The following is a 20,478-nucleotide window of genomic DNA, read 5'->3' on the forward strand; positions in this document are numbered from 1 at the left end:
AGGTTTTTAAACGCAGTATTTTATATTTAAACCAATAGGAGTACGACATGGCAGTTCCGGCATATATGTGGATCAAGGACGACGGCGGTGCAGACATCAAAGGTTCAGCCCGCATTCAAGGACGTGAAGGCAGCGTCGAAGTAGTCGAGTTTAGCCACGCTGTTGAAATTCCGACCGATGGCAATACCGGAAAATTAACCGGCACCCGCATCCACAAGCCGCTGATTATCACTAAAGAATTTGATGCCTCCTCACCGTATTTATTCAAGGCTGTCACCAGCGGTCAGACCCTAAAATCAGTGGAATTAAAGTGGTATCAAATCGATGATTCCGGCACGGAAAAAGAGTATTACAACATGAAACTTGACGGCGTGAAAGTGGTTGCGGTATCGCCAGTGATGCACAATATCAAAGACCCGGCTCGCGAAAAATACAATCATCTGGAAAACGTCTCGCTGCGCTACGAGAAAATTACGTGGACGTACAAAGATGGCAACATCATTCACTCTGATAGTTGGAATGAAGGCCGTTAATGGCTAATGTTTCCGTGATTATTAAGCATTAATCGTTCATCGTTCATCATTTACCGGTATCGCATCCCTCGATCAGCGATATTGAATCGTTTCATCGAGGGCTTATTTGTCTGATTATTCACCTCATCTTTGGTCGGCTTGGCTCTTTACATTGCGCGGAGGGCAGGTATTCAACTATTTTATCGGCAGGTGTCGGAAGTAGAAAGTTATTATGAGGGGCGGAACGCCCCATCTACATAACGCGTAATGATGTATCGATTCGGGACAAGTGGATAAAAAATTATCAAATTATCAAATCATCAAATCATCAAATCATCAAATCATCAAATTAACGTCCGATCCCCGTCTTTAACCATCACAATTTGAATCAAGCTCAATGCAAATATTTCTATGACCCCACGTGACTCTACTCACCTCCTTCGTAAGCTCAACCTGCAATGCGCTAGTGCTCTGGAAGCGGCCGCCAATCTATGTCATGCCCGGACGCATGGGGAAATCACACTTGAACACTGGTTACTTAAACTGATTGAAACCGATACGGGTGATATTCCGGCTCTATTGCGCCATTATGAAATTGATATTGATCAGGTGTGGCATGGACTGCTGAGTTCGCTGGAACGGTTACCGCATGACAGGCGCAGCAAACCCGCACTGTCGCGCACGTTGATGGATGTATTGCAACGTGCATGGCTGATGGCTTCAATGGACGACGATGTGCGCACCATCCGCTCCGCCCATATTTTGGCGGCATTAGCGGAAGCGCCACACTGCCTGCGCGCCGTCGATGCGTGGCCACTATTAAGCACGACTTCGAATCAGATTCTTCGTTTGATTAACGCAGGCAGTGTAGTAAATTCACGATCCATAGAGTCGCAAAACTGCGAGCAGGATGACAATCAAGAAGCGATATTAAACGCTGGCTCTGAGCTGCCGCCCTTCACAACATCAACAACATCAACAACGTCTCCAACCCCTACAGCAACTACAGCATTAGCGGCAACAAGGGGCACCGCGGCTAATCTGGATACTGCGGCCGCGAATAACGTGCCACATAACGCTACACGCACGACTTCCAACAATGGCAATGCACTGGCACGTTTTTCGATCGATTTAACAGCGAAGGCGAAACGCGGCGAAATCGATCCCATATTTGGTCGTGATCGTGAAATCCAGAGAATGGTCGATGTATTAGCCCGACGTCGCAAGAATAATCCAATTTTAGTTGGTGAACCCGGCGTCGGTAAGACCGCGCTGGTCGAAGGATTGGCGTTACGGGTAGCGGAAGGAACTGTGCCGGCGGTGATCCGTGACGTGCGTATCCTGACCTTGGATTTGGGCTTGTTGCAGGCTGGCGCTGGCGTCAAGGGAGAATTTGAACAGCGTCTAAAAAATGTGATTGAAGAAATACAAACTTCTCCAGTACCAATTTTATTGTTTATTGATGAAGCACATACATTAATTGGCGCCGGAAATGCTGCGGGCGGTACCGATGCAGCCAATCTGTTAAAGCCCGCGCTCGCCCGTGGGGAGCTACGCACGATCGCTGCGACTACCTGGTCGGAATATAAGGCCTATTTTGAACGCGATGCGGCGCTGGAGCGGCGATTCCAGGTCATCAAGATCGATGAGCCCGACGATGAAAATGCCATTTTGATGTTGCGCGGGGTATCGGCACGTTATGCGGATTATCATCAGGTCCATATCCGTGACGAAGCACTGATCGCCGCTGTCAAATTATCACGCCGGTATTTGACTGGACGACAGTTGCCCGACAAGGCGGTTGATCTGATCGATACCGCCGCTGCACGAGTCAAGATGGGATTGGAATCGGCACCAGCAGAACTGGAGCGCGCTCGTGCGAAAGTCGCTGGGCTGGAGCTGGAAATGCGTAAGGTCTGCGAAGATCAGGAAGCTGGGCTATTCGGTATGCAGGAACGCTACGATGTTTTGCAAATTGCAATCAACAAAGCGCGTGCAGAAAACGCGCAGCTGCAACAATGCTATCAACACGAATTAACTTTGGTGAGCCGCTTACAAATCTGCAGAGAGCAATTTAAAGCAGCTGCAGCTCGCGCAAAGCATGACCAGGAAACGGCTGACATGGTCGTAGCGCAACAGGCGCTGACGGCGGCGCAAATGGCATTAAATGACGCGCAAGGAAAGTCACCTCTGGTATTTGTCGATGTGGACGCACAAGCGGTCGCACGCGTGGTGGCGGAGTGGTCAGGCGTGCCAGTCGGCAATTTGCTGGAAGACGAGTTGCGAGGACTACTTTCGTTCGAACCGATTATGGCAGCGCGGGTGGTAGCACAGACTGAAGCGTTGGCTGCGTTGGCCAGCAGCTTACGGACCGCCAAAGTCGGGCTGAAAAATGCGCATTCACCGTTAGGCGTATTTTTACTGGCCGGACCATCCGGGGTCGGCAAAACGGAAACTGCGTTGGCATTAGCTGATTTATTATTCGGTGGTGCCTCTGCGCTAACAACCATCAATATGTCCGAATATCAGGAGGCACATACCGTCTCACAATTAAAAGGCTCACCACCAGGATATGTTGGCTATGGTCGTGGTGGACTTCTCACCGAAGCCGTGCGACAGCGCCCGTATGGTGTGATCCTGTTAGATGAGGTGGAAAAAGCCCATCGCGATGTGCTAGAGATGTTCTATCAGGTATTTGATCGGGGTACCATGCGCGACGCTGAGGGCCGCGAAATCAATTTCTGCAATTGCGTCATCTTGATGACCTCTAATCTGGGAAGCCAGGAAATTATGGAAATGTGCGCCAACGATCCGGCGGTTTCACATAGCCAATTGATGGAGGTGGTGAACCCCATATTCTCGACCCATTTTCAGCCTGCTTTGTTGGCGCGCTTCCAGACTATCTTGTATCGCCCATTGCAAGCGGATGCACTGGCAAATATTTTGCGCATCAAACTGGCTGCAGTCGCTACCCGCCTCGAGCGCCAATACAGCATTACGCTAGGTTATAACGAAACGTTCTTAGCGTCTTTGGCGCAAGCATGCATATTGCGTGAAGCGGGTGCACGAAATATCGATAGCTTGCTCAACCAACAAATTTTTCCGGTGGTCGCAGTTAAAATATTGGAGCGTATCGGCACCGGTAGCATGCCGAAGGAGGTATATCTGTCGCATTCAAACTCAGGCAATGTAGTAGTGGATTTTTTTCCAAACGAAGAAGCCGCCAAGAGCATCCCTGTGTTTGCCACCTCATCCGCCAAAGTCAGCTAAGGAAGGGACAAATTATGGCTACCGGGCCGTCTTTATACGACATGCTGATGGGGCACGTGGGCGCAGTGCCTCTCGGTGATTACGATAACAAGACGCTGGAAATTCTCAGCGTAATGGAAAATCTGCGGCGCATCCTGAACACGCGGGCGGGTTCGCTTAAGCACTTGCCCGATTTTGGGCTTCCTGATTTGACCAATGTTTACCGCAACCTCCCTGCTTCCGCACATGCACTCAAAAACCAAATGGAGGCGACGTTATTAATCTACGAACCACGTATCAGTGGCATAGAAATTGAGGTACTGCCAGCCGATCCCGGCATGGTAATTAGTTACGAGATGACCTGTCATTTACGCAAGCAAGGATTGGTGCGCTTCGGGACACATTTTGAGCCCGAGGGCCGGACTTTATTACAGTTGCGTTGAATCAAGGCGGCAGGTCTGGAGAATAGCCAAACGCAACTATGCACGTTCCTTTTCAACCGGTTAAGGGGATTACATTGCGCTATAAGGGGCGTATCGCATCAATCTCGATTTTGATACAGTCAACTTAGCTGACCGAACACTTTAGGCCGAAAGTTGATTGCCCAGACCGGATTGAAGTAAAAAAACGTAGTTTACCAAATACCCGCCAACGTATGGTCTTGTTCAATCTTCAATCCTCCCTAACATCCAGCTTACGCGGCCTTAAGCTCCGCTTCAACCTCGGCCCGCAAGCGCCGGGCTGCGGTAACCATATTTTCTAACGCCGCGTAGGTTTCGGGCCACCCGCGGGTTTTTAAGCCGCAATCCGGGTTTACCCATAGTCGGCGGTCTGGAATGACGCCACGGGCTTTCCTGAGTAAACGTTCCATTTCATCGACTTGCGCTACCCGCGGAGAATGAATATCGTAGACACCGGGACCAATATCGTTCGGATAAGAAAATGCACCGAATCCATTAAGTAACTTCATATCCGAGCGAGAAGTTTCGATGGTGATAACGTCGGCATCCATGGCGGCGATCCAAGGCAAGATATCGTTAAATTCCGAATAACACATATGCGTGTGAATTTGGGTTTCGTCGGCCACACCGGCGGCGCTAATCCTGAACGCCCGCACCGCCCAATCGAGATAGTGTTTCCATTCGCTCGCTTTAAGCGGTAAACCTTCACGGAATGCCGGTTCGTCGATCTGAATCATGCCGATGCCTGCTCTTTCCAGATCGCGTACTTCGTCACGCAGTGCCAAGGCAATTTGTAGCGCCGTGGTTTCGCGTGGTTGATCATCCCGGACAAACGACCATTGCAGCATCGTCACCGGACCGGTTAACATCCCCTTCATCGGTTTGTCGGTGAGGGTCTGCGCAAACTGGCTCCAACCCACCGTCATTGCCTCCGGTCGATACACATCGCCATAAATAATGGGCGGTTTGACGCAACGTGAACCATAACTCTGGACCCAGCCGTTGGCGGTGAATGCGTATCCCCACAGCTGCTCACCGAAATATTCGACCATGTCATTACGTTCCGGTTCACCGTGCACAAGAACATCCAGGCCCAGTTCTTCCTGTTTTTGCACCACCAGACGAATTTCGTTGCGCATTTTATCGAGGTAATCCAGATGCCCAATGTCACCGCGTTTATAAGCGGCGCGTGAGATGCGGATCTCCTGCGTTTGTGGGAAGGAACCGATCGTCGTCGTAGGAAATAACGGCAAATTCCACTTAGCTTGCTGCTTGTCGATACGCGTATTAAATTGGCTGACGCGTTGGGCGTCAGCTTCTGTTATCGAGTCCAGTCTTTTCTGCACGAGTCTGTTATGAATCCGGCTCGAGATTTTTCGGCTAGCTAAAGCCGCCCTTGAAGCGATAAATTCTGCATCCGCTACCTTCGAACAATTCGAGAGACCATTCGTATTCAAGGCCAGTTTTAACGCAACGATTTCTGATAGCTTTTGGGTCGCAAATGATAGCCAGCTTTTTAATTCAGTGTCGAGTTTATCTTCGCATTTGAGATCAACGGGAACGTGCAGCAAGGAGCAACTGGAACCCACCCACAAGCGGTCGCCCAATTGCGCCTGCAATGGCTTAAGTCGGGCCAGTACACTATCAAGATCGCATCGCCAGAGATTGCGCCCGTCAATCACGCCCAGCGACAGCACTTTGTCCTGTGGCCATTCACCGACAATTGTATCGAGTTGATCTGCGCCACGGACCAAATCCACGTGCACGCCCATCACTGGAAGGCCGCGCAGTAATGCAGCATGCGCTTTGACTTCGCCAAAATACGTTGTCAGCAACAGCGGCGGTGCAGCCGGTTTCAGCGCCGCATAGGTCGGAGGAAAAGCCTGGACCCAGTCGTTTTCCAGTTCCAGCGCAAGTATCGGCTCATCAATCTGGACGACTTCAACCCCAGATACCTGCAACTGGGCCAGCAATTTTTTGTAGCCAGCGATAATATTCGGCAGTAACGCTAACTTGGGATCAACCTTAGTTTCAACCTTAGTTTCAACCTTAGTTTCAACCTTGTTATCAAGCTCACCCCTATCGTTCGCTTTCATTTTCCCCAGATAAAGCAGCGTCAACGGTCCAATCAGCGCTACTTTGACGCGATAACCGAGCGCCTGCGCTTCCGCAATTTCCTCAAATAACCAATCAACACCACCATTAAACTCGGTATCAGCCTTCCATTCCGGCACCAGATAGTGATAGTTGGTATCAAACCATTTGGTCATCTCCATCGCAAAGTGCTGCTTACCGCCCCGCGCCAGCGTAAAATATTCGACCAGAGTCAATCGCTGCGGAACAAATCCAAAGCGAGCCGGAATTGCACCCAGCAACGCCAACGTCCCCAAGACTTGGTCGTACCACGCAAAATCGCCAACGGTGACAAAATCGAGACCCGCATCGGCCTGTGCTTTCCAATGGCGGGCGCGTAACAATGCACCGGTTTCACGTAATGCTGCTTCGTTAGTTACGCCTTGCCAGAAAGACTCCTGTGCAAATTTCAACTCTCTTTGGGCACCAATGCGAGGAAATCCTAATACGTGTGCTAATGCCATGACTTTTCCTTAAGACGGTTTGGTGGTGCGTTGTAGCGCATTGATTGATGACTAGGAGTTTGGCGCAACTTGGACTATGATTCAAACGACAAATATTAAGAATCAACTTGAATTTTATTCATAGTCGATAACACCATGAATAGTACTAAGTCAGCGAAGGCGGTCCTCTAATGCAATCCATTCTGGAAATACGCCACCTGAAAACGTTGCACGCGTTGCGCGAGGCGGGCAATCTGCTGCGCGCTGCCACGCTGCTGAATGTGACCCAGTCGGCGTTATCCCATCAAATCAAGCAGCTGGAGGATCATCACGGTACGCGTTTGTTCGAGCGTAAATCCATTCCGGTACGGTTCACGCCAGCCGGCGAACGCCTGTTGAAACTAGCGGACGCGGTACTGCCGCAGGTCGCAGAAAGTGAACGCGATCTGGTAAGAATGGCGCAGGGTGTGGCGGGGCAACTACGGATTGCGGTTGAATGTCACACCTGTTTTGACTGGTTAATGCCAGCGATGGATATCTTCCGTAAACGCTGGCCTGAGGTGGAATTGGATATCGTGTCGGGCTTTCAGGCCGATCCGGTCGGCTTGTTATATGAGCATAAAGCCGACGTTGCTATTGTCGCGGAGATCGATCTGGACGAGAAGGTTGATTACCATCCGCTATTCAGTTTTGAAATCGTGGCACTGCTGGCGCACGACCATCCATTGGCGGCACACGACTTTCTGGTGGCAGAGGACTTTGCCAGTGACACCTTAATTACTTATCCCGTCCCGGACGACATGCTCGACGTTGTGCGCCAGGTTCTAAAGCCAGCCGGCGTCAAGGCGGCGCGCCGCACGACTGAACTAACAGTTGCCATGCTTCAGTTGGTAGCGAGTCGGCGTGGGATAGCGACCTTGCCGATTTGGGCGGCGCAAAATTATTTGAATCGCGACTATGTCCTGTCAAAACGCATTACCCCAGCGGGATTGATCGGCAAACTGTATGCTGCGTGTCTGCCAGAGGCATCGCACAAACCCTACCTTGCGGACTTTGTGAACACTACGCGGGAAAGTTGTTATCTCAACTTGCTGAACGTCGAGCTACTTTAAATAAAATCTTAACGCTTTGAAGAACTGCGGATAAATTGGTCCCATCGCTCGCCTTGGTCGCATTGACGGTAAGTGCTTCCCCTGAAACGTAAAGCGTCAATTAATCAGGCTTTTAATCAGGCTTTTAAATAATCAAAATGCATTCCGAAAAAATTCCGTTAACCTCGCTGGCGCTGTTTTGCAAAGTCGTCGATAACTTTGGCGACATAGGAATCTGCTGGCGTTTGGCAAGGCAACTCGAACAGGAGCACGGGATTGCCGTTACCTTATGGGTAGATGATCTGCGGAGCTTTCAACGAATCTGCCCTGAAGTTGCACTTGACCGGGATACCCAGCGGATTGGTTCCATAACGGTCTATCATTGGTGCGATCAAAACGCCATCTTTTCGCCGGAAGATGTGGCCGATATAGTGATCGAATTTTTCGCTTGCGACATTCCTCCTGCTTATATTGCGGCGATGGCAAGGCGCACTCCTCTTCCGGTCTGGCTCAATCTGGAGGGTCTGAGTGCCGAAAGCTGGGTAGAAGGTTGTCACACTTTGTCTTCACCGCCTTCGCAATCCTTGATCAAATATTTTTTCTTCCCCGGCTTTAATAACCAAACTGGTGGGCTATTACGTGAAACGGGGATGCAACAACAGCGCCAGGCATTTCAACTTGATCAAGCCGAGATGCAAAGTTTTCTTGCCCAATTCGGGGTAACAGCGGCTGAGAAATCTTCATTCAAAGTGTCTCTGTTCTGCTATCCGCATGCGCCGGTGGCAGCGTTATTCCGGGCTTGGCAAAGCGCTGACACGGCGATAACCTGCCTGGTACCAGAAAGCGTGGCCGTCGCGGCAGTGCAAGCCTTCCTTGGGCAACCGGCGACTCCGGGCGCAATGGCAACCCAAGGCGCATTGACAGTGCGCGTATTGCCTTTCCTGCCCCAGCCGGATTACGATAAATTGTTATGGGCGTGTGATTTAAATTTTGTACGCGGCGAGGACTCCTTCGTCCGTGCGCAATGGGCAGCGAGACCTTTCATCTGGCATATCTATCCGCAGGATGAAGACTTGCATCACACCAAACTGAAGGCATTTCTAGCGTGCCATACCGCCAAAACTGAGCGCTCTGTGGCTTTTACCTTGGGCTGGAACGCTGCCGTCAGCGACAACCGTCATTGGGAATCAGATCTGGCAGAGAACTGGCCTCTATTTGCCGCGGACTTGCCAAAAATTGCCAAGATGTCTACGAGCTGGGAGCTCCAAATGATGGAAAATGGCGACTTCACCTCTAATTTACTGAAGTTTGCGGAAACAGTTCGCTAATTGGCCTCAAAAACTAGGTTAAAATGTAGGGCTAATTTTCACCGCATTACAAAATTCAATCAAACGTCGGCTCGCGGCTATTTGCCAGTGACCGGCCTATGATTCTTAAGTAACCTCTTTTTTACGACTATTCGCTATGAAACCTGCAAAAGAAATCCGCGTTGGCAACATTATTATGGTTGACAGCAAGCCAATGATCATTTTGCGCTCTGATGTTAACGGTTCGAGCCGTACGGGCTTTACCTATAAGTGGAAGATGAAGAATCTTTTGACTAATAGCCCACAGGAAAATGTCATGCGTGGCGACGACAAGTTTGATGTCGTTGTGCTGGATAAAAAATCAGTCACCTATTCTTATTTCGCCGATCCATTGTATGTATTCATGGACGCTGACTATGAGCAGTATGAAATTGAAGGCGAAAACCTCGGCGATGCTTTGCATTACCTCAAAGACGGCATGGAATGCGAAGCTGTTTTTTACGATGGCAAAGCCATTTCAGTCGAGCTGCCAACGACCATCGTTCGTCAGGTCGTCTACTCGGAGCCAGCAATTAAAGGCAACACTTCGGGCAACGTTCTGAAAGAAGCCAAGATTGAAAATGCAGTTGAAGCGCATCGTCACACTGTTCAAGTGCCACTGTTTGTGAGCCAGGACGACATGATCGAAATCGACACGCGTACTAACGAATACAAAAAAGTTGTTCGTAATTAATATCTTGTATTGTTGATGCTGCTACGCCATCCAAAGCTCCACCCTGGTTGCCATAGCGGTATTACTTACGTAGAAAGAATGCCCCGAAGTCTCACTAACTGTCGGGGCATTTTTACATCAATAGTTTTATGATGTGGATGATCGAGCATTTCGATAAATCACCCATCGGCCAGCGTTTCATGTGACCTTGCGTAAACGCCGGGTCATTTGGGGAGCGGCGCTTTCTTCGCTACCAATACATCTGGCTTGACGTCGCGCAGTTCTTCGGCAGAACCTCGTCCATTATCGATCGTGAGACCGGGCTTGCTACCGGTACCCGTATTTTCCTGTTCAATCCGCGTCTGTGCGCGACGGTTGAGCACGATAATGCTGATGCGTCGATTAATCGGATCCAGCGGATCGGCTTTATTGAGAGGCATAGTCGATGCAACTCCGATGACCCGCAGCACTTTTTGTTCGTCCATGCCTCCGGTGACCAGCTCGCGCCGGGATGCATTGGCGCGATCAGCCGAGAGCTCCCAGTTGCTAAAGGACTTTTCTCCTTGCGCGTAAGGTGTCGCATCAGTGTGTCCGGATAAGGTAATTTTATTAGGCAATCCGTTTAGCTCTGGCCCAATCTCACGCAGAATAATGCCCATGTATGGTTCTACCTTCGCACTCGCAAGATCGAACATCGGCCGCTTTTGGCTATCGACGATCTGAATCCGCAATCCTTCGCTGGTAATATCAATCAATAGTTGCGGCCGGAACTTTTTGAGGACAGGATTGGCGTCAATAACCGAATCCAGGTGACGCTTCAGTTCACGCAGCCGCTCGACGTCACGGGCGTCGGCATCGGAACGATGTACTTCGCCTTCCTTGTGCGTGGGGTCGGTGCCACCGCCGGGAATGACGCTGGTGCTGGTACTGCTGTTGACGCCGCCGCTTATTGCGACTTTGAGCGGCGTGTTGAAATACTGGGCAATGCCGACTAATTGTTTTGGCGATGAACTCGTCAACAACCACATCACCAGAAAGAATGCCATCATCGCCGTCATGAAGTCGGCGTAGGCAATTTTCCAGCTACCGCCATGCGACTGATGTTTTCTCGCGACGATGCGCTTTACGACAATGCGACTTTTTTCCTTGCTCATACCGTCTGCTTCCAGAGCACTATCACCTTAACGGCTCTTGACTTGACGTACATGATCATCCAGCTCGGTGAATGAGGGGCGTTCGGTCGAATACAATACCTTGCGGCCGAACTCGACCGCCAACTGCGGTGCATAGCCATTGAGGTTCGCCAGCAACGTCACCTTGATACACTGATACGGTTTAGTCGACTCCGCTACATGATGTTCAATCAGCGATGCCAGCGGCGACACAAACCCATAGGCCATTAAAATCCCGAGAAAAGTACCAACCATCGCATGCGCGATCAACTCACCCATTTGCGATGGCGGCAGGTCGGCCGAAGCAAGCGCATGCACCACTCCCATCACCGCCGCCACAATCCCGAACGCAGGCAACGCATCGCCAACCTTGGACAAACTGTGCGCAGGGACTTCAGCCTCGTGTCTGTAGGTATCGATTTCGTGATCCATCAGAGACTCGATTTCGAATGGATTCATGTTGCCGCTGACGATCAGGCGCAGATAATCGGTGAGAAATTCGACGATAGGGGCATCGCCGAGAATCATCGGATATTGCGCAAAAATCGGGCTGTTCAACGGATCATCGACATCCATTTCAAGCGCCATCATGCCGTCTTTACGTCCTTTCGATAGCAGGACATAAAGCAGCGCCATCAACTCCATGTAAAGCGCTTTATCGTGCTTTGAACCGTGCAACAATTTTGGCAATCCCTTAAGAGTGGCCTTGATTGCCTTGCTATCGTTTCCCACCACAAACGCACCGATACCGGCGCCGGCAATCATCAATAACTCTACTGGCTGGTACAAGGCGCCAAATTGGCCCCCCATCATTGCAAAACCGCCGAACACCGAAGCCAACACGACGACGTAGCCGAATAAAACTAGCACTATCCACTCCCCTTGAGATGAGCCATATGCGAAAAACCGGCAGCTAAATGCAGGTACATTGTTGTATCAGGCAACATTTGTAAGCGTTGCTGGCAATCGCATGTAACCTTTTTTACTCAAGCTTGAAGCTGATACAGCGGGAACCGCATCGAACGCAATTTTGCGCGTCTTTCCGGCGCGCGAAGGCGGTCGGCATAGTACGCAGACAAAACCGCTCTGCGGATCATGCGCATGGGCCACAAACTGACCACTGCAACGGGTACAACTGCTTAACTGCAGCATGCCGCTTTCAAAGAATCGCGTCAGAGTCCAGGCCCGGGTGAAATCAAGAACGGGTTCGCATCCATTCTGAGTCGTATGCTCGAGATAAAGCTGATAGCTTTTGATGACAGCGACGATCGGCTCGCATTCGCCCTGATTCACCATAAAACGATAGGTGCCGTAGAACATCGACGAATGAATATTCGATAACCATGTCATGAACCAGTCAGTCGAAAAGGGCAGCAATCCCTTGGGCGGGGAGATGCCTTTGATTTCTTTGTACAACTTGATCAGTCGATCCCGACTCAAACTGGTTTCCGCCTCCAGAAACTGCAAACGAGCGCCAATTTTTATCAGGTTAATTGCGAGCTGAATATCCTGGGCTTCCAAGACAACGCTTTTGCTAGCCATGGTTGACTCTTTTATGAACTATCTGGACAAAATCGATGGCGTACATTACCGAATCCCCTCGACCGGTTGACCCGCCAGCAAGATCGCAGCATGCGCCTGCTGCAATGCATGGTCTTTACCGCTATGCGTGAGCGACGAGAGAATAGTATGGTCGTCAAACCGGAAACGACACAAAAGAAGACTTGATGCCGCTAGCTTAACCACCTGCGAAAGCGTGAGACTTGCGATCACATCGGCAAGCTCGCGACTCAATCCCAGCCGGAACATTGCGGTTGCCCGGTCCTCACGCAACAGACGCTGCGCCAGCAAAAGATAGGACAGGTTAACCTCTTTTATCTCATTCACCACTTCACTACCGTCCATGCTTCCCCCTGGGGCTAGAGTATCTGAATTTGTTTTCCAGCAACATTTGGGCGCGTCACGGCTGTTACTTCACGTCAATAATAGGGGGTTTTAGATAAGGAATATATCGGTACTATTCGGAAAATCGGAGAAATATTTGTCCGCTGGCGTGTAGGAGTTATTCCTACACGGGAACGTTTCGCAGGGATCGAGAGTTCGTCAGGCCGAACGGATCGTAGCGAATAGGGGATTGAGGCAGGTCTTTTTTCTATCAACCGGCTAAAATAAGTCCCGTTGAATTATTATCTCTTAGCTAATTTTACATACCTTTTTGATAATCTGGAGAAAAATGAAAATTCTGTTTTTTTACTGGATGCATTGCCTATTCAGCAAATAACATGCCTACTTGAACGTTCCATCAAAGCACTTGATCTAAATCTCACAATGCTCACATAAATTTGATATTTTCTTCAATATCAACAACTTACAATATTTACATTGATTGAAATTTAATTTCTTAACTCCGCTGATGTCACGATCGTTACGTTACATGTAACGTAACGATGAGGATGTGTCGATGGATCGCATCACTCAATATCAATGTTGCTTTTCCTGTTTTTGCGCTTGTGAAACCACCAAAAAATGGATCGCCAAAGATTTCGAATCGTTTTTTTAATGTTGCAGAGCCAGTTTATGGAGCGCGATCTGCAAGCGCCCATATGCCATCTCGAGCTTATCTGACATCCCGACACCAATTTGGTTCTCAATTTCCGCAGCAGATTGCGCAATCTCTGTTTCCTGCAAAACAGCAGCTGCGCCGCGCAGACTGTGGGCGATGCGGGTCGCCTCGGCTGTTTCTCCATTGGCGATGCTTTTGCGCAACATAGCAAGCTGCTGATAGCCGAATTGCACCAGATCTATCAACAGGTCGTCCGGCATTTCGATCGGTTTTGAGAGCTTGGGCGGAGTCGGAAGCGCGCGCTGTGATAGCAACGGTGCCAATGTTTGCCGCAAGTGGGTGCGGCTGATGGGCTTGGTCATGATGGCACTAAAGCCCAGTCCATGCGCTTCGGCCCTAAGGTAATCCTGCGGCATCCCGCTATATAAGACGAGCGGAATCGGGATCGTTTCGTGGAAGCTTGCCTCCCAATGGCGTACGCCTTGCAGCAGTTCGATGCCGGTCATGTCGGCCAGCAAATAATCAATGACAACCAGCATCGGCCGCGTATGCTTTAGCCAATCCAAAGTCTCTGCGCCGCTGGCGAGCACGTCGCTCTGCCAGCCTTCCGCCGCAAGCTGCGCCTGCAACAGCCGTCGACTGATCGGGTGATCGTCGACCACCAGGATGAGAGAGGAAGATTGCATCACTAACTGTTATTCGAAGCAGTGGCACCATGTGCAGCGCTTACATAAACCATACCTACCCCATCTCCAAAGGCACGCGCAAATACACTGCTGTGCCAACACCGACCTCGGAGTCGATCCGGATCGTGCCACCAATCAAATCCGTGAAATCTTTAGTAAGAGATAAACCCAGTCCCAGCCCTAATCCCGGCCCTGTTCGCACGCGCACCAATTCAGTTTGATAGAAATATTCGAACAGATGGCGCAGCTCGGACTCTGGTATTCCCTGGCCGGTATCAAGAACCGTGATGCTAAGTTGGTCCTGGTCCAACTCAACGCTCATGGTCACCCCGCCCGTTTCGGTAAACTTAATAGCATTATCGATCAGATTATTGATAATTTGGGACAGTCTAAGCCGATCGCAAACAAAGCTGACTGGTAAATCCGGGGCCAGCGTCATCTGCAACGAAAGTTGCTTTTTATGTGCATTGATTTGATGCGTCAGGCCGATATATTCGAAGAAAGCCACTGTTTCGATGCCTTCGTTCAATAGCACCACCTTTCCGGCTTCAATTCTGGCCAGGTCGAACAGCGTGCTCAGCAAGCCGTTGAGATCGGTCGCGCTTTGATAAATCAGCGCACCGAACTCCCGACTCTGCGCATCGATACTGGTATCTCGTACCAATTCTGCATACCCATGCACGCCGCTTAGTGGGGAGCGTAATTCATGCACAACCGTCGTAAGAAAGCGTGACTTTTGCTGATTGGCATCGTTGGCCCGTCGTCGCAAAGCATCATATTTGCGCAGCACCACGTATTGGCGTCTAAGTGTGCGAAAGACGAAGAACATCAATATAAAAATGAGAGCGGTAGGAATGCACGCATACATTAAATACGAAGCGCGTCTGGCGCTTGCCTCAGCAAGCAGCAAGTCCGACTCTGGCACCGTAACAGAGAGCAAAATCGGGTATGGGTGCAATATTCTGGATAATAACAGGCGCGGCTCTCCGCCGACCAATTCGGTCGCGACGCTACTGTTCTTGCCGTCATCGATATCGTTTGGCCGACTAACCGACCTATCCATACGCATCAATACAAAGTCGCCCTGCGCCGGCGCTAAGCCGGTGGCAATACCATCATCGTTAGTCCCGAGGGGGTCATTGCTCCGAGGCATACCTGACTGATGGTACAGGGCCGGTAACTGCTCCACCGCGAAATCCAATTCCACCACGCCCGCAAATTTATCCCGCCTGGAGGAAATGCGCCGCGTGATGTGCATCATCCATTGACCGGTTCGGTGCACCTGTACCGGCTCTCCTATACCCAGGGAATCAAGAGGATTGTCTCGGTGTGTTACGTACAACGGGTCGTGACTCCTATCGGTACCCTTGGCCAAGTTGGTCGACGCTATCACCCGACCGCTGGCATCAATCACCGTCAGCTCGCCATACAAATCGCCAAATAGTTTTACATAACGTTTCAGATCAATTTTGCCAGCGGCGGCCCCGTCGTCGGCACGGACTAATTTCAGAAAGCGGTCGCGTTCGTCAATCGATCCTATCAATCGCTGCGCAAAATCACGCACAAGAATGACATCGCTGTCTTGTAAGGACCTGAAATCTTCGTTCGATTTCAAGCCAATCTGATAACCTGTGTAGAGCCAGATGTAACCAATAATCACCATTGCCGTTAGCACAATGGCATACACAAAATGCGTGAAACGCACCCTGCCGTTACTTCCACTGCTTTCTGCCAGAACGGTAGAAAACAGATGCTGTTTGGCAGAGGTCAACATTTGCATTACGGTTGATATACAGGTGAGTGGCATCCGGGACTGAATTTTATCGTCGCAATTCTTCGCGCATGGCGACAATGGTGGTCATAGCTAAAGATGCAAAACACATCAAAAACGCATCAAATTCGGCCCGGTGCCCTCGCCCAATTGGGAAAATCGAGGGTGCCGGGAAAATCATGTTGTTTCCACACTGAATCAATCAGTGCCTCTGGGTTAATGTGCCTCTTTCAGCGTTTGCGGCACTTTCACTTATAGTGGAAAGACGAGTGCGTTAGTCTTATTTTCAGTTATCGTACTTGATTGATGGTTGGTGGCAGAGGATACAACATCCTGCCTTTCAACGTTACCCAAGTCACCATTTTCGGAGCGATTTGCCAGCCGGAAAATATGCACGGCTTGCAGCAACTCTTCAGCCTGCTCCTGCAAACTGTGTGCAGCAGCGGCAGCCTCCTCAACCAGAGCGGCATTCTGCTGTGTCACCTGGTCCATCTGGCCGACTGCCTGGTTGACCTGTTCGATCCCACTCCTTTGCTCTTCACTGGCCACAGTAATTTCCGCCATAATATTCACTACGTGCTTAATAGAACCCACAATGTCGGTCATTGTCCGCCCGACATCGCCAACCTGCTTGCTCCCGGCATCGACTTTTTCAACCGAGTCATTGATCAATGACTTGATGTCCTTGGCGGCCGCGGCGGCGCGCTTGGCCAGATGCCGGACTTCAGTCGCGACCACCGCAAAGCCGCGTCCTTGATCACCGGCACGTGCAGCTTCTACCGCTGCATTCAGAGCTAGGATATTCGTCTGAAAAGCAATTCCTTCAATAACGCCGATGATGTCCACAATCTTGCGTGAACTGTCTTGAATGACGACCATAGTCTCGACCGCGTCCGCCACCATTCTCCCACCGCTCTGCGCCACTGCCGACGCACTTTCGGCAAGCTGGTTGGCCTGGCGCGCATTGTCGGCATTTTGCTTGACCGTTGCGGTCAACTGCTCCATGGATGCGGCAGTTTGTTCCAGACTAGCGGCTTGCGCTTCCGTTCGACTCGATAGATCGAGGTTGCCGGCGGCGATCTGGCGTGAGGCGGCAACGATCGTCTCGGTCCCAGCACGAACGCGGCTGACAGTGTGCGCCAGAGCGGCATTCATTTCCTTCACGGCGAGCAATAATTGCCCCGTCTCATCTGTCGACCGAACCTCGATGACAGAGCTGAGATCGCCCTGCGCCACTCGCCGCGCGACCCGAACTGCTGCGTTTAGTGGATTGACAATACCGACCGTCAAACGCCAGGCAAGTAACGCTCCTGCAATCATTGCCGACATACCAAGCAGGATTAACAGCATGCGCCCAGAGCGATAATTCGCATTGATTTTCAATGCGGCGGCATCAATTTCTGCCTGTTGAAGTTCAACAAATTTTCTTAACCTGCCCTGATATTCGTTGAGTGCCGGCATCATTTTCTGCTCGATCAGCAGATTGGTTTCTTCCGGCGTGACCGACTTCCGTGACGCCAGCAAGGATTTTCGTATTTCTACGTACGATTCCCGCGCTGCGGCGATTTCCGCCAGACCCTGCCGGCCTTGATCGTTTACCAGCGACTGGAGCCGATTCTGCAGTTCAGTAGCACGCTCAGATGTCGCTTTCATTTGGGCCGAAAAAGACTCCTGCGTCTTGATGTTGTCGCTACGCGTCAGCGCGATGGTGCGCACAGAATTAATCGTAACCGCACTTTCCCATTGCGTTGCCAATCTTTCGCGCAGCAGGTACTGCGATACCATGACCTCAACCGCGTTACCGGTTTGCTGTAATCGCCAGATGCCGATACCGGCAATCATCGCCACCAGCAGCAGGATCAACGTGAATCCCAGCGCCAGACGACTACCTATTCTTGTGTTAGCGAATGTCATCTCACTCCTCGTTTTAATTATTTTGCGGCGGTGCGGGATTCGATGAAGCAAACTGCGCTCATGCTGTCAGATTATTGACCAGGCCAATTTCTTCGCTCGACATCAACTTATCGATATCCAGCAGTATCAACATACGGTCATCAAGCGCGCCCAGGCCGATCAGATAATCGGTCTTCAGCACCGTTCCCATCTGCGGAGGTGGCTTGATCTGGTCGGCCGACAAGGTAATCACATCGGACACACCGTCGACAACAATCCCCGCAGTCCGACTCTCAAAGTGCAAAATAATAACCACTGTAAACTGATCATAAGGTGTCGCCGTGAGCTTGAATTTGATGCGCATGTCGATGATGGGCGTGATAACCCCGCGCAGATTTACCACCCCTTTCAGAAAATCAGGCGCGTTGGCAATATACGTGACGTTGTCGTAACCGCGCAGCTCCTGCACTTTAAGGATATCGATCCCATATTCTTCCTTACCCAGGGTAAAGATAAGAAATTCGCGACCTGCAACATCTGGTATTGCCGCAGAACGGCGCGTCGAACTGTAAGCTTGAGCGACAATCGTCATCAACTTCGTCCTTGATAAAAGAAAATATGGTTGCCGGACCGGACAGTGGTCGGGACGTAACACCTTTGCGCAACCAATATATACAAAACGAGCACGCATTGATGAGGCAAAGAGGACACGGAAGAGCTCTCTATTTACGACATGGAAACATTTTCATATTGATCGTCCTGCGTGGCGAAATCCATCACGCCAATCTGAAAATGATATCGCGCCCACTCTGCAAATGACTTTTTTCATTGAGAATAGCTCAGTTGCCGCATCACTCAAGCCTCAGGCCGCTTCGCTCCACGCCGTCTCACGCAATCGTGTACGCAGCCGGCTGATTGCCTGGCTGTGCATCTGGCATACGCGCGATTGACTCACTTCCATTACCGCACCGATTTCCCGCAGATTGAGTTCCTGCTCGTAATACAAACTGAGTAGCAGACGTTCGCGTTCCGGCATCGCCTCAATGGCTTCGACCAGAGTATCCCGCATACCGCTTTCCAGCATGCGCTCCAACGGTCCGTTTTGCGCATAACGTGTCTCTCCGCCGCTCTGCTGATCGAGGAACGAATTGTCGTTATTACCACCGTCGAAGTCTTCATAATACAAGAGTTGGGAGCCATGAATTTCGGACAATAACTGTTGATACGCCTCTAATGTCAACTTCATCGACTCCGCAATTTCCCGTTCTGTGGGTGCCCGTGCCAACGTCTGCTCCAACGCCTGCACAGCCGCATCAACGCTACGCGAAGATTGTCGCAAGCCGCGCGATAGCCAATCGTTTGCCCGCAACTCATCGAGCATCGCGCCTCGAATACGCTGACTCGCATAAGTCTCAAACTTGGCGCCCAAATTATCTTGATAACGATTGGCGGCATCCAGCAAGCCCAGCATACCGGCCTGAATCATGTCGTCGAGCTCGACATTGGCGGGCAATTTGGCGATTAACTGCAAAGCCAGCCGCCTGACGAGCGGCGCGTGCTGTTCCAGCGTATCGGACTTATCGATTTTTCCCTGCGGTGTATACATGACTGATTTCTCTTCCCGCTTTACTAAACTGAACGGTCAAACTGCGATGGTTGCTACGGCGCATTGCGAATGTGAAGCGGCCGTTCGTGGTCGCCACGGCCATACAAGTAATTCAGTCGCAATGCGGCGAAAATCGACGGCTGCAGGACTTGTCTGAAACGCTTCCACCACAGTCCGATGCAATTGGTGCGCATGCGGTAAATGTGGATCGGTCACCACGCAACCGGCAGGCTCCAGCGCAAGCGCCAGGTAGCGGCTGCCGGTGCTGGCAAGATTACTTTGCACGCGCTGCGCCTCGGGTAAGCTCGCGGCGCCATTAATCATGATGCGCAGCTGTTGCAGGGCATGGACATAATGCAGCCGCTTGATACAGGCGTAAGCCGCCGTAATCGACGCCGCTTGCGGCCGCAAAATCACGACCACGTCGTCGGCCTGCGCGGCTAGCGGCGACAACGCGCCATCGCTATCGAGGCGGGCGTCGATCAATAAAACCTGCCCTTGAAACAGGGCGCGCAAATCTGCAGATCCGCTGTCCGGGGTACGATCGGCCTCAGCTATCGGCATGACCAGAACACCGCAATCAGCCCGTCCGGCAGCAGCACCCAACGACAAGCGTTGCGCGGTGACATCAGCCCAAACTCCCGTGGCCTGGATATTCCAGATTGCACAGGCCGACTGCGCTCCACCGGTCTCGTCGAGCAACAGCACCTCCTTGCCCTGTTGCGCCAATGCAGCGCCCAGATTGAGTGCGACGCTGGTCGCGCCCACCATCGGGCTGCTGCCAACCAGCGCAACAACGCGGGTCGGATGAGCGCCGGAGTGACGCGCCATCAAACGACGTAAACCATCAGCCTGATCGCTCACCAGCTTATTCAAAAT

General features: G+C 51.1%; 17 protein-coding genes. 6 read left to right on the top strand and 11 right to left on the bottom strand.

All coding sequences use genetic code 11. From position 1 onward, the window contains the following. The first annotated feature begins 47 nt into the window (after nucleotides 1–47). The 3 genes from JQN73_RS02180 (at nucleotide 48) to tssE (ending at nucleotide 4,204) form a co-directional block, all read left to right on the top strand. Nucleotides 48–533, top strand: a complete 486-nt coding sequence (locus tag JQN73_RS02180) for an Hcp family type VI secretion system effector (RefSeq protein WP_205321481.1) — start codon at nucleotides 48–50, stop codon at nucleotides 531–533. Between the two features lie 390 nt (nucleotides 534–923). Next, nucleotides 924–3,782: a type VI secretion system ATPase TssH gene (gene tssH, locus JQN73_RS02185; RefSeq protein ID WP_205321482.1), complete on the top strand. Its 2,859-nt coding sequence runs from the start codon at nucleotides 924–926 to the stop codon at nucleotides 3,780–3,782. A gap of 14 nt (nucleotides 3,783–3,796) precedes the next feature. Further along, nucleotides 3,797–4,204 (top strand): type VI secretion system baseplate subunit TssE, encoded by a 408-nt coding sequence (gene tssE / locus JQN73_RS02190; RefSeq protein ID WP_205321485.1) that lies wholly within the window; start codon nucleotides 3,797–3,799, stop codon nucleotides 4,202–4,204. A gap of 251 nt (nucleotides 4,205–4,455) precedes the next feature. On the opposite strand, the gene metE is transcribed toward tssE, so the two are convergent. Next, the gene (gene metE, locus JQN73_RS02195) at nucleotides 4,456–6,819 is read right to left on the bottom strand and encodes a 5-methyltetrahydropteroyltriglutamate--homocysteine S-methyltransferase (RefSeq protein ID WP_205321487.1); all 2,364 of its coding nucleotides are present in this window, start codon (nucleotides 6,817–6,819) and stop codon (nucleotides 4,456–4,458) included. Between the two features lie 170 nt (nucleotides 6,820–6,989). Between metE and JQN73_RS02200 the strand changes: the two genes are divergently transcribed. The 3 genes from JQN73_RS02200 to JQN73_RS02210 all read left to right on the top strand — a co-directional run bounded on the left by JQN73_RS02200 (nucleotide 6,990) and on the right by JQN73_RS02210 (nucleotide 9,929). Further along, nucleotides 6,990–7,910 carry a LysR family transcriptional regulator gene (locus JQN73_RS02200; RefSeq protein ID WP_205321489.1) on the top strand — a complete coding sequence of 307 codons (921 nt, stop codon included), beginning with the start codon at nucleotides 6,990–6,992 and terminating at the stop codon, nucleotides 7,908–7,910. Between the two features lie 137 nt (nucleotides 7,911–8,047). Continuing rightward, the gene (gene earP, locus JQN73_RS02205) at nucleotides 8,048–9,217 is read left to right on the top strand and encodes an elongation factor P maturation arginine rhamnosyltransferase EarP (RefSeq protein WP_205321491.1); all 1,170 of its coding nucleotides are present in this window, start codon (nucleotides 8,048–8,050) and stop codon (nucleotides 9,215–9,217) included. A gap of 136 nt (nucleotides 9,218–9,353) precedes the next feature. Next, nucleotides 9,354–9,929 carry an elongation factor P gene (locus JQN73_RS02210; RefSeq protein WP_205321493.1) on the top strand — a complete coding sequence of 192 codons (576 nt, stop codon included), beginning with the start codon at nucleotides 9,354–9,356 and terminating at the stop codon, nucleotides 9,927–9,929. A gap of 203 nt (nucleotides 9,930–10,132) precedes the next feature. On the opposite strand, the gene motB is transcribed toward JQN73_RS02210, so the two are convergent. From motB to JQN73_RS02260, 10 genes are all read right to left on the bottom strand, one after another. Continuing rightward, nucleotides 10,133–11,062 carry a flagellar motor protein MotB gene (gene motB / locus JQN73_RS02215; protein ID WP_205321494.1) on the bottom strand — a complete coding sequence of 310 codons (930 nt, stop codon included), beginning with the start codon at nucleotides 11,060–11,062 and terminating at the stop codon, nucleotides 10,133–10,135. Between the two features lie 27 nt (nucleotides 11,063–11,089). Further along, nucleotides 11,090–11,950 carry a flagellar motor stator protein MotA gene (gene motA, locus JQN73_RS02220; RefSeq protein WP_205321496.1) on the bottom strand — a complete coding sequence of 287 codons (861 nt, stop codon included), beginning with the start codon at nucleotides 11,948–11,950 and terminating at the stop codon, nucleotides 11,090–11,092. 66 nt (nucleotides 11,951–12,016) lie between these two features. Next, nucleotides 12,017–12,622, bottom strand: coding sequence for a flagellar transcriptional regulator FlhC (gene flhC / locus JQN73_RS02225; protein WP_205321498.1), 606 nt, complete (start codon nucleotides 12,620–12,622; stop codon nucleotides 12,017–12,019). 45 nt (nucleotides 12,623–12,667) lie between these two features. Next, the gene (flhD, locus tag JQN73_RS02230; RefSeq protein ID WP_205321500.1) at nucleotides 12,668–12,985 is read right to left on the bottom strand and encodes a flagellar transcriptional regulator FlhD; all 318 of its coding nucleotides are present in this window, start codon (nucleotides 12,983–12,985) and stop codon (nucleotides 12,668–12,670) included. 651 nt (nucleotides 12,986–13,636) lie between these two features. Beyond that, nucleotides 13,637–14,329, bottom strand: a complete 693-nt coding sequence (locus JQN73_RS02235) for a response regulator (protein ID WP_205321502.1) — start codon at nucleotides 14,327–14,329, stop codon at nucleotides 13,637–13,639. A 55-nt stretch (nucleotides 14,330–14,384) separates the two neighbouring features. Then, nucleotides 14,385–16,109: an ATP-binding protein gene (locus tag JQN73_RS02240; protein ID WP_205321504.1), complete on the bottom strand. Its 1,725-nt coding sequence runs from the start codon at nucleotides 16,107–16,109 to the stop codon at nucleotides 14,385–14,387. A gap of 243 nt (nucleotides 16,110–16,352) precedes the next feature. Continuing rightward, the gene (locus tag JQN73_RS02245; RefSeq protein WP_205321506.1) at nucleotides 16,353–18,014 is read right to left on the bottom strand and encodes a methyl-accepting chemotaxis protein; all 1,662 of its coding nucleotides are present in this window, start codon (nucleotides 18,012–18,014) and stop codon (nucleotides 16,353–16,355) included. Nucleotides 18,015–18,072: 58 nt separating this feature from the next. Then, complete coding sequence (locus JQN73_RS02250; RefSeq protein ID WP_205321508.1) at nucleotides 18,073–18,585, bottom strand: chemotaxis protein CheW; 513 nt, start codon at nucleotides 18,583–18,585, stop codon at nucleotides 18,073–18,075. Between the two features lie 270 nt (nucleotides 18,586–18,855). Then, nucleotides 18,856–19,599, bottom strand: coding sequence for an RNA polymerase sigma factor FliA (locus tag JQN73_RS02255; protein WP_205321510.1), 744 nt, complete (start codon nucleotides 19,597–19,599; stop codon nucleotides 18,856–18,858). 36 nt (nucleotides 19,600–19,635) lie between these two features. Continuing rightward, on the bottom strand, nucleotides 19,636–20,475 hold the full coding sequence (locus JQN73_RS02260; protein WP_205321512.1) for a flagellar biosynthesis protein FlhG: 840 nt from the start codon (nucleotides 20,473–20,475) through the stop codon (nucleotides 19,636–19,638). Between the last annotated feature and the right edge of the window lie 3 nt (nucleotides 20,476–20,478).

Origin of the sequence: Glaciimonas sp. PAMC28666 (genome assembly GCF_016917355.1) — a bacterium.
Lineage (GTDB): Bacteria > Pseudomonadota > Gammaproteobacteria > Burkholderiales > Burkholderiaceae_D > Glaciimonas.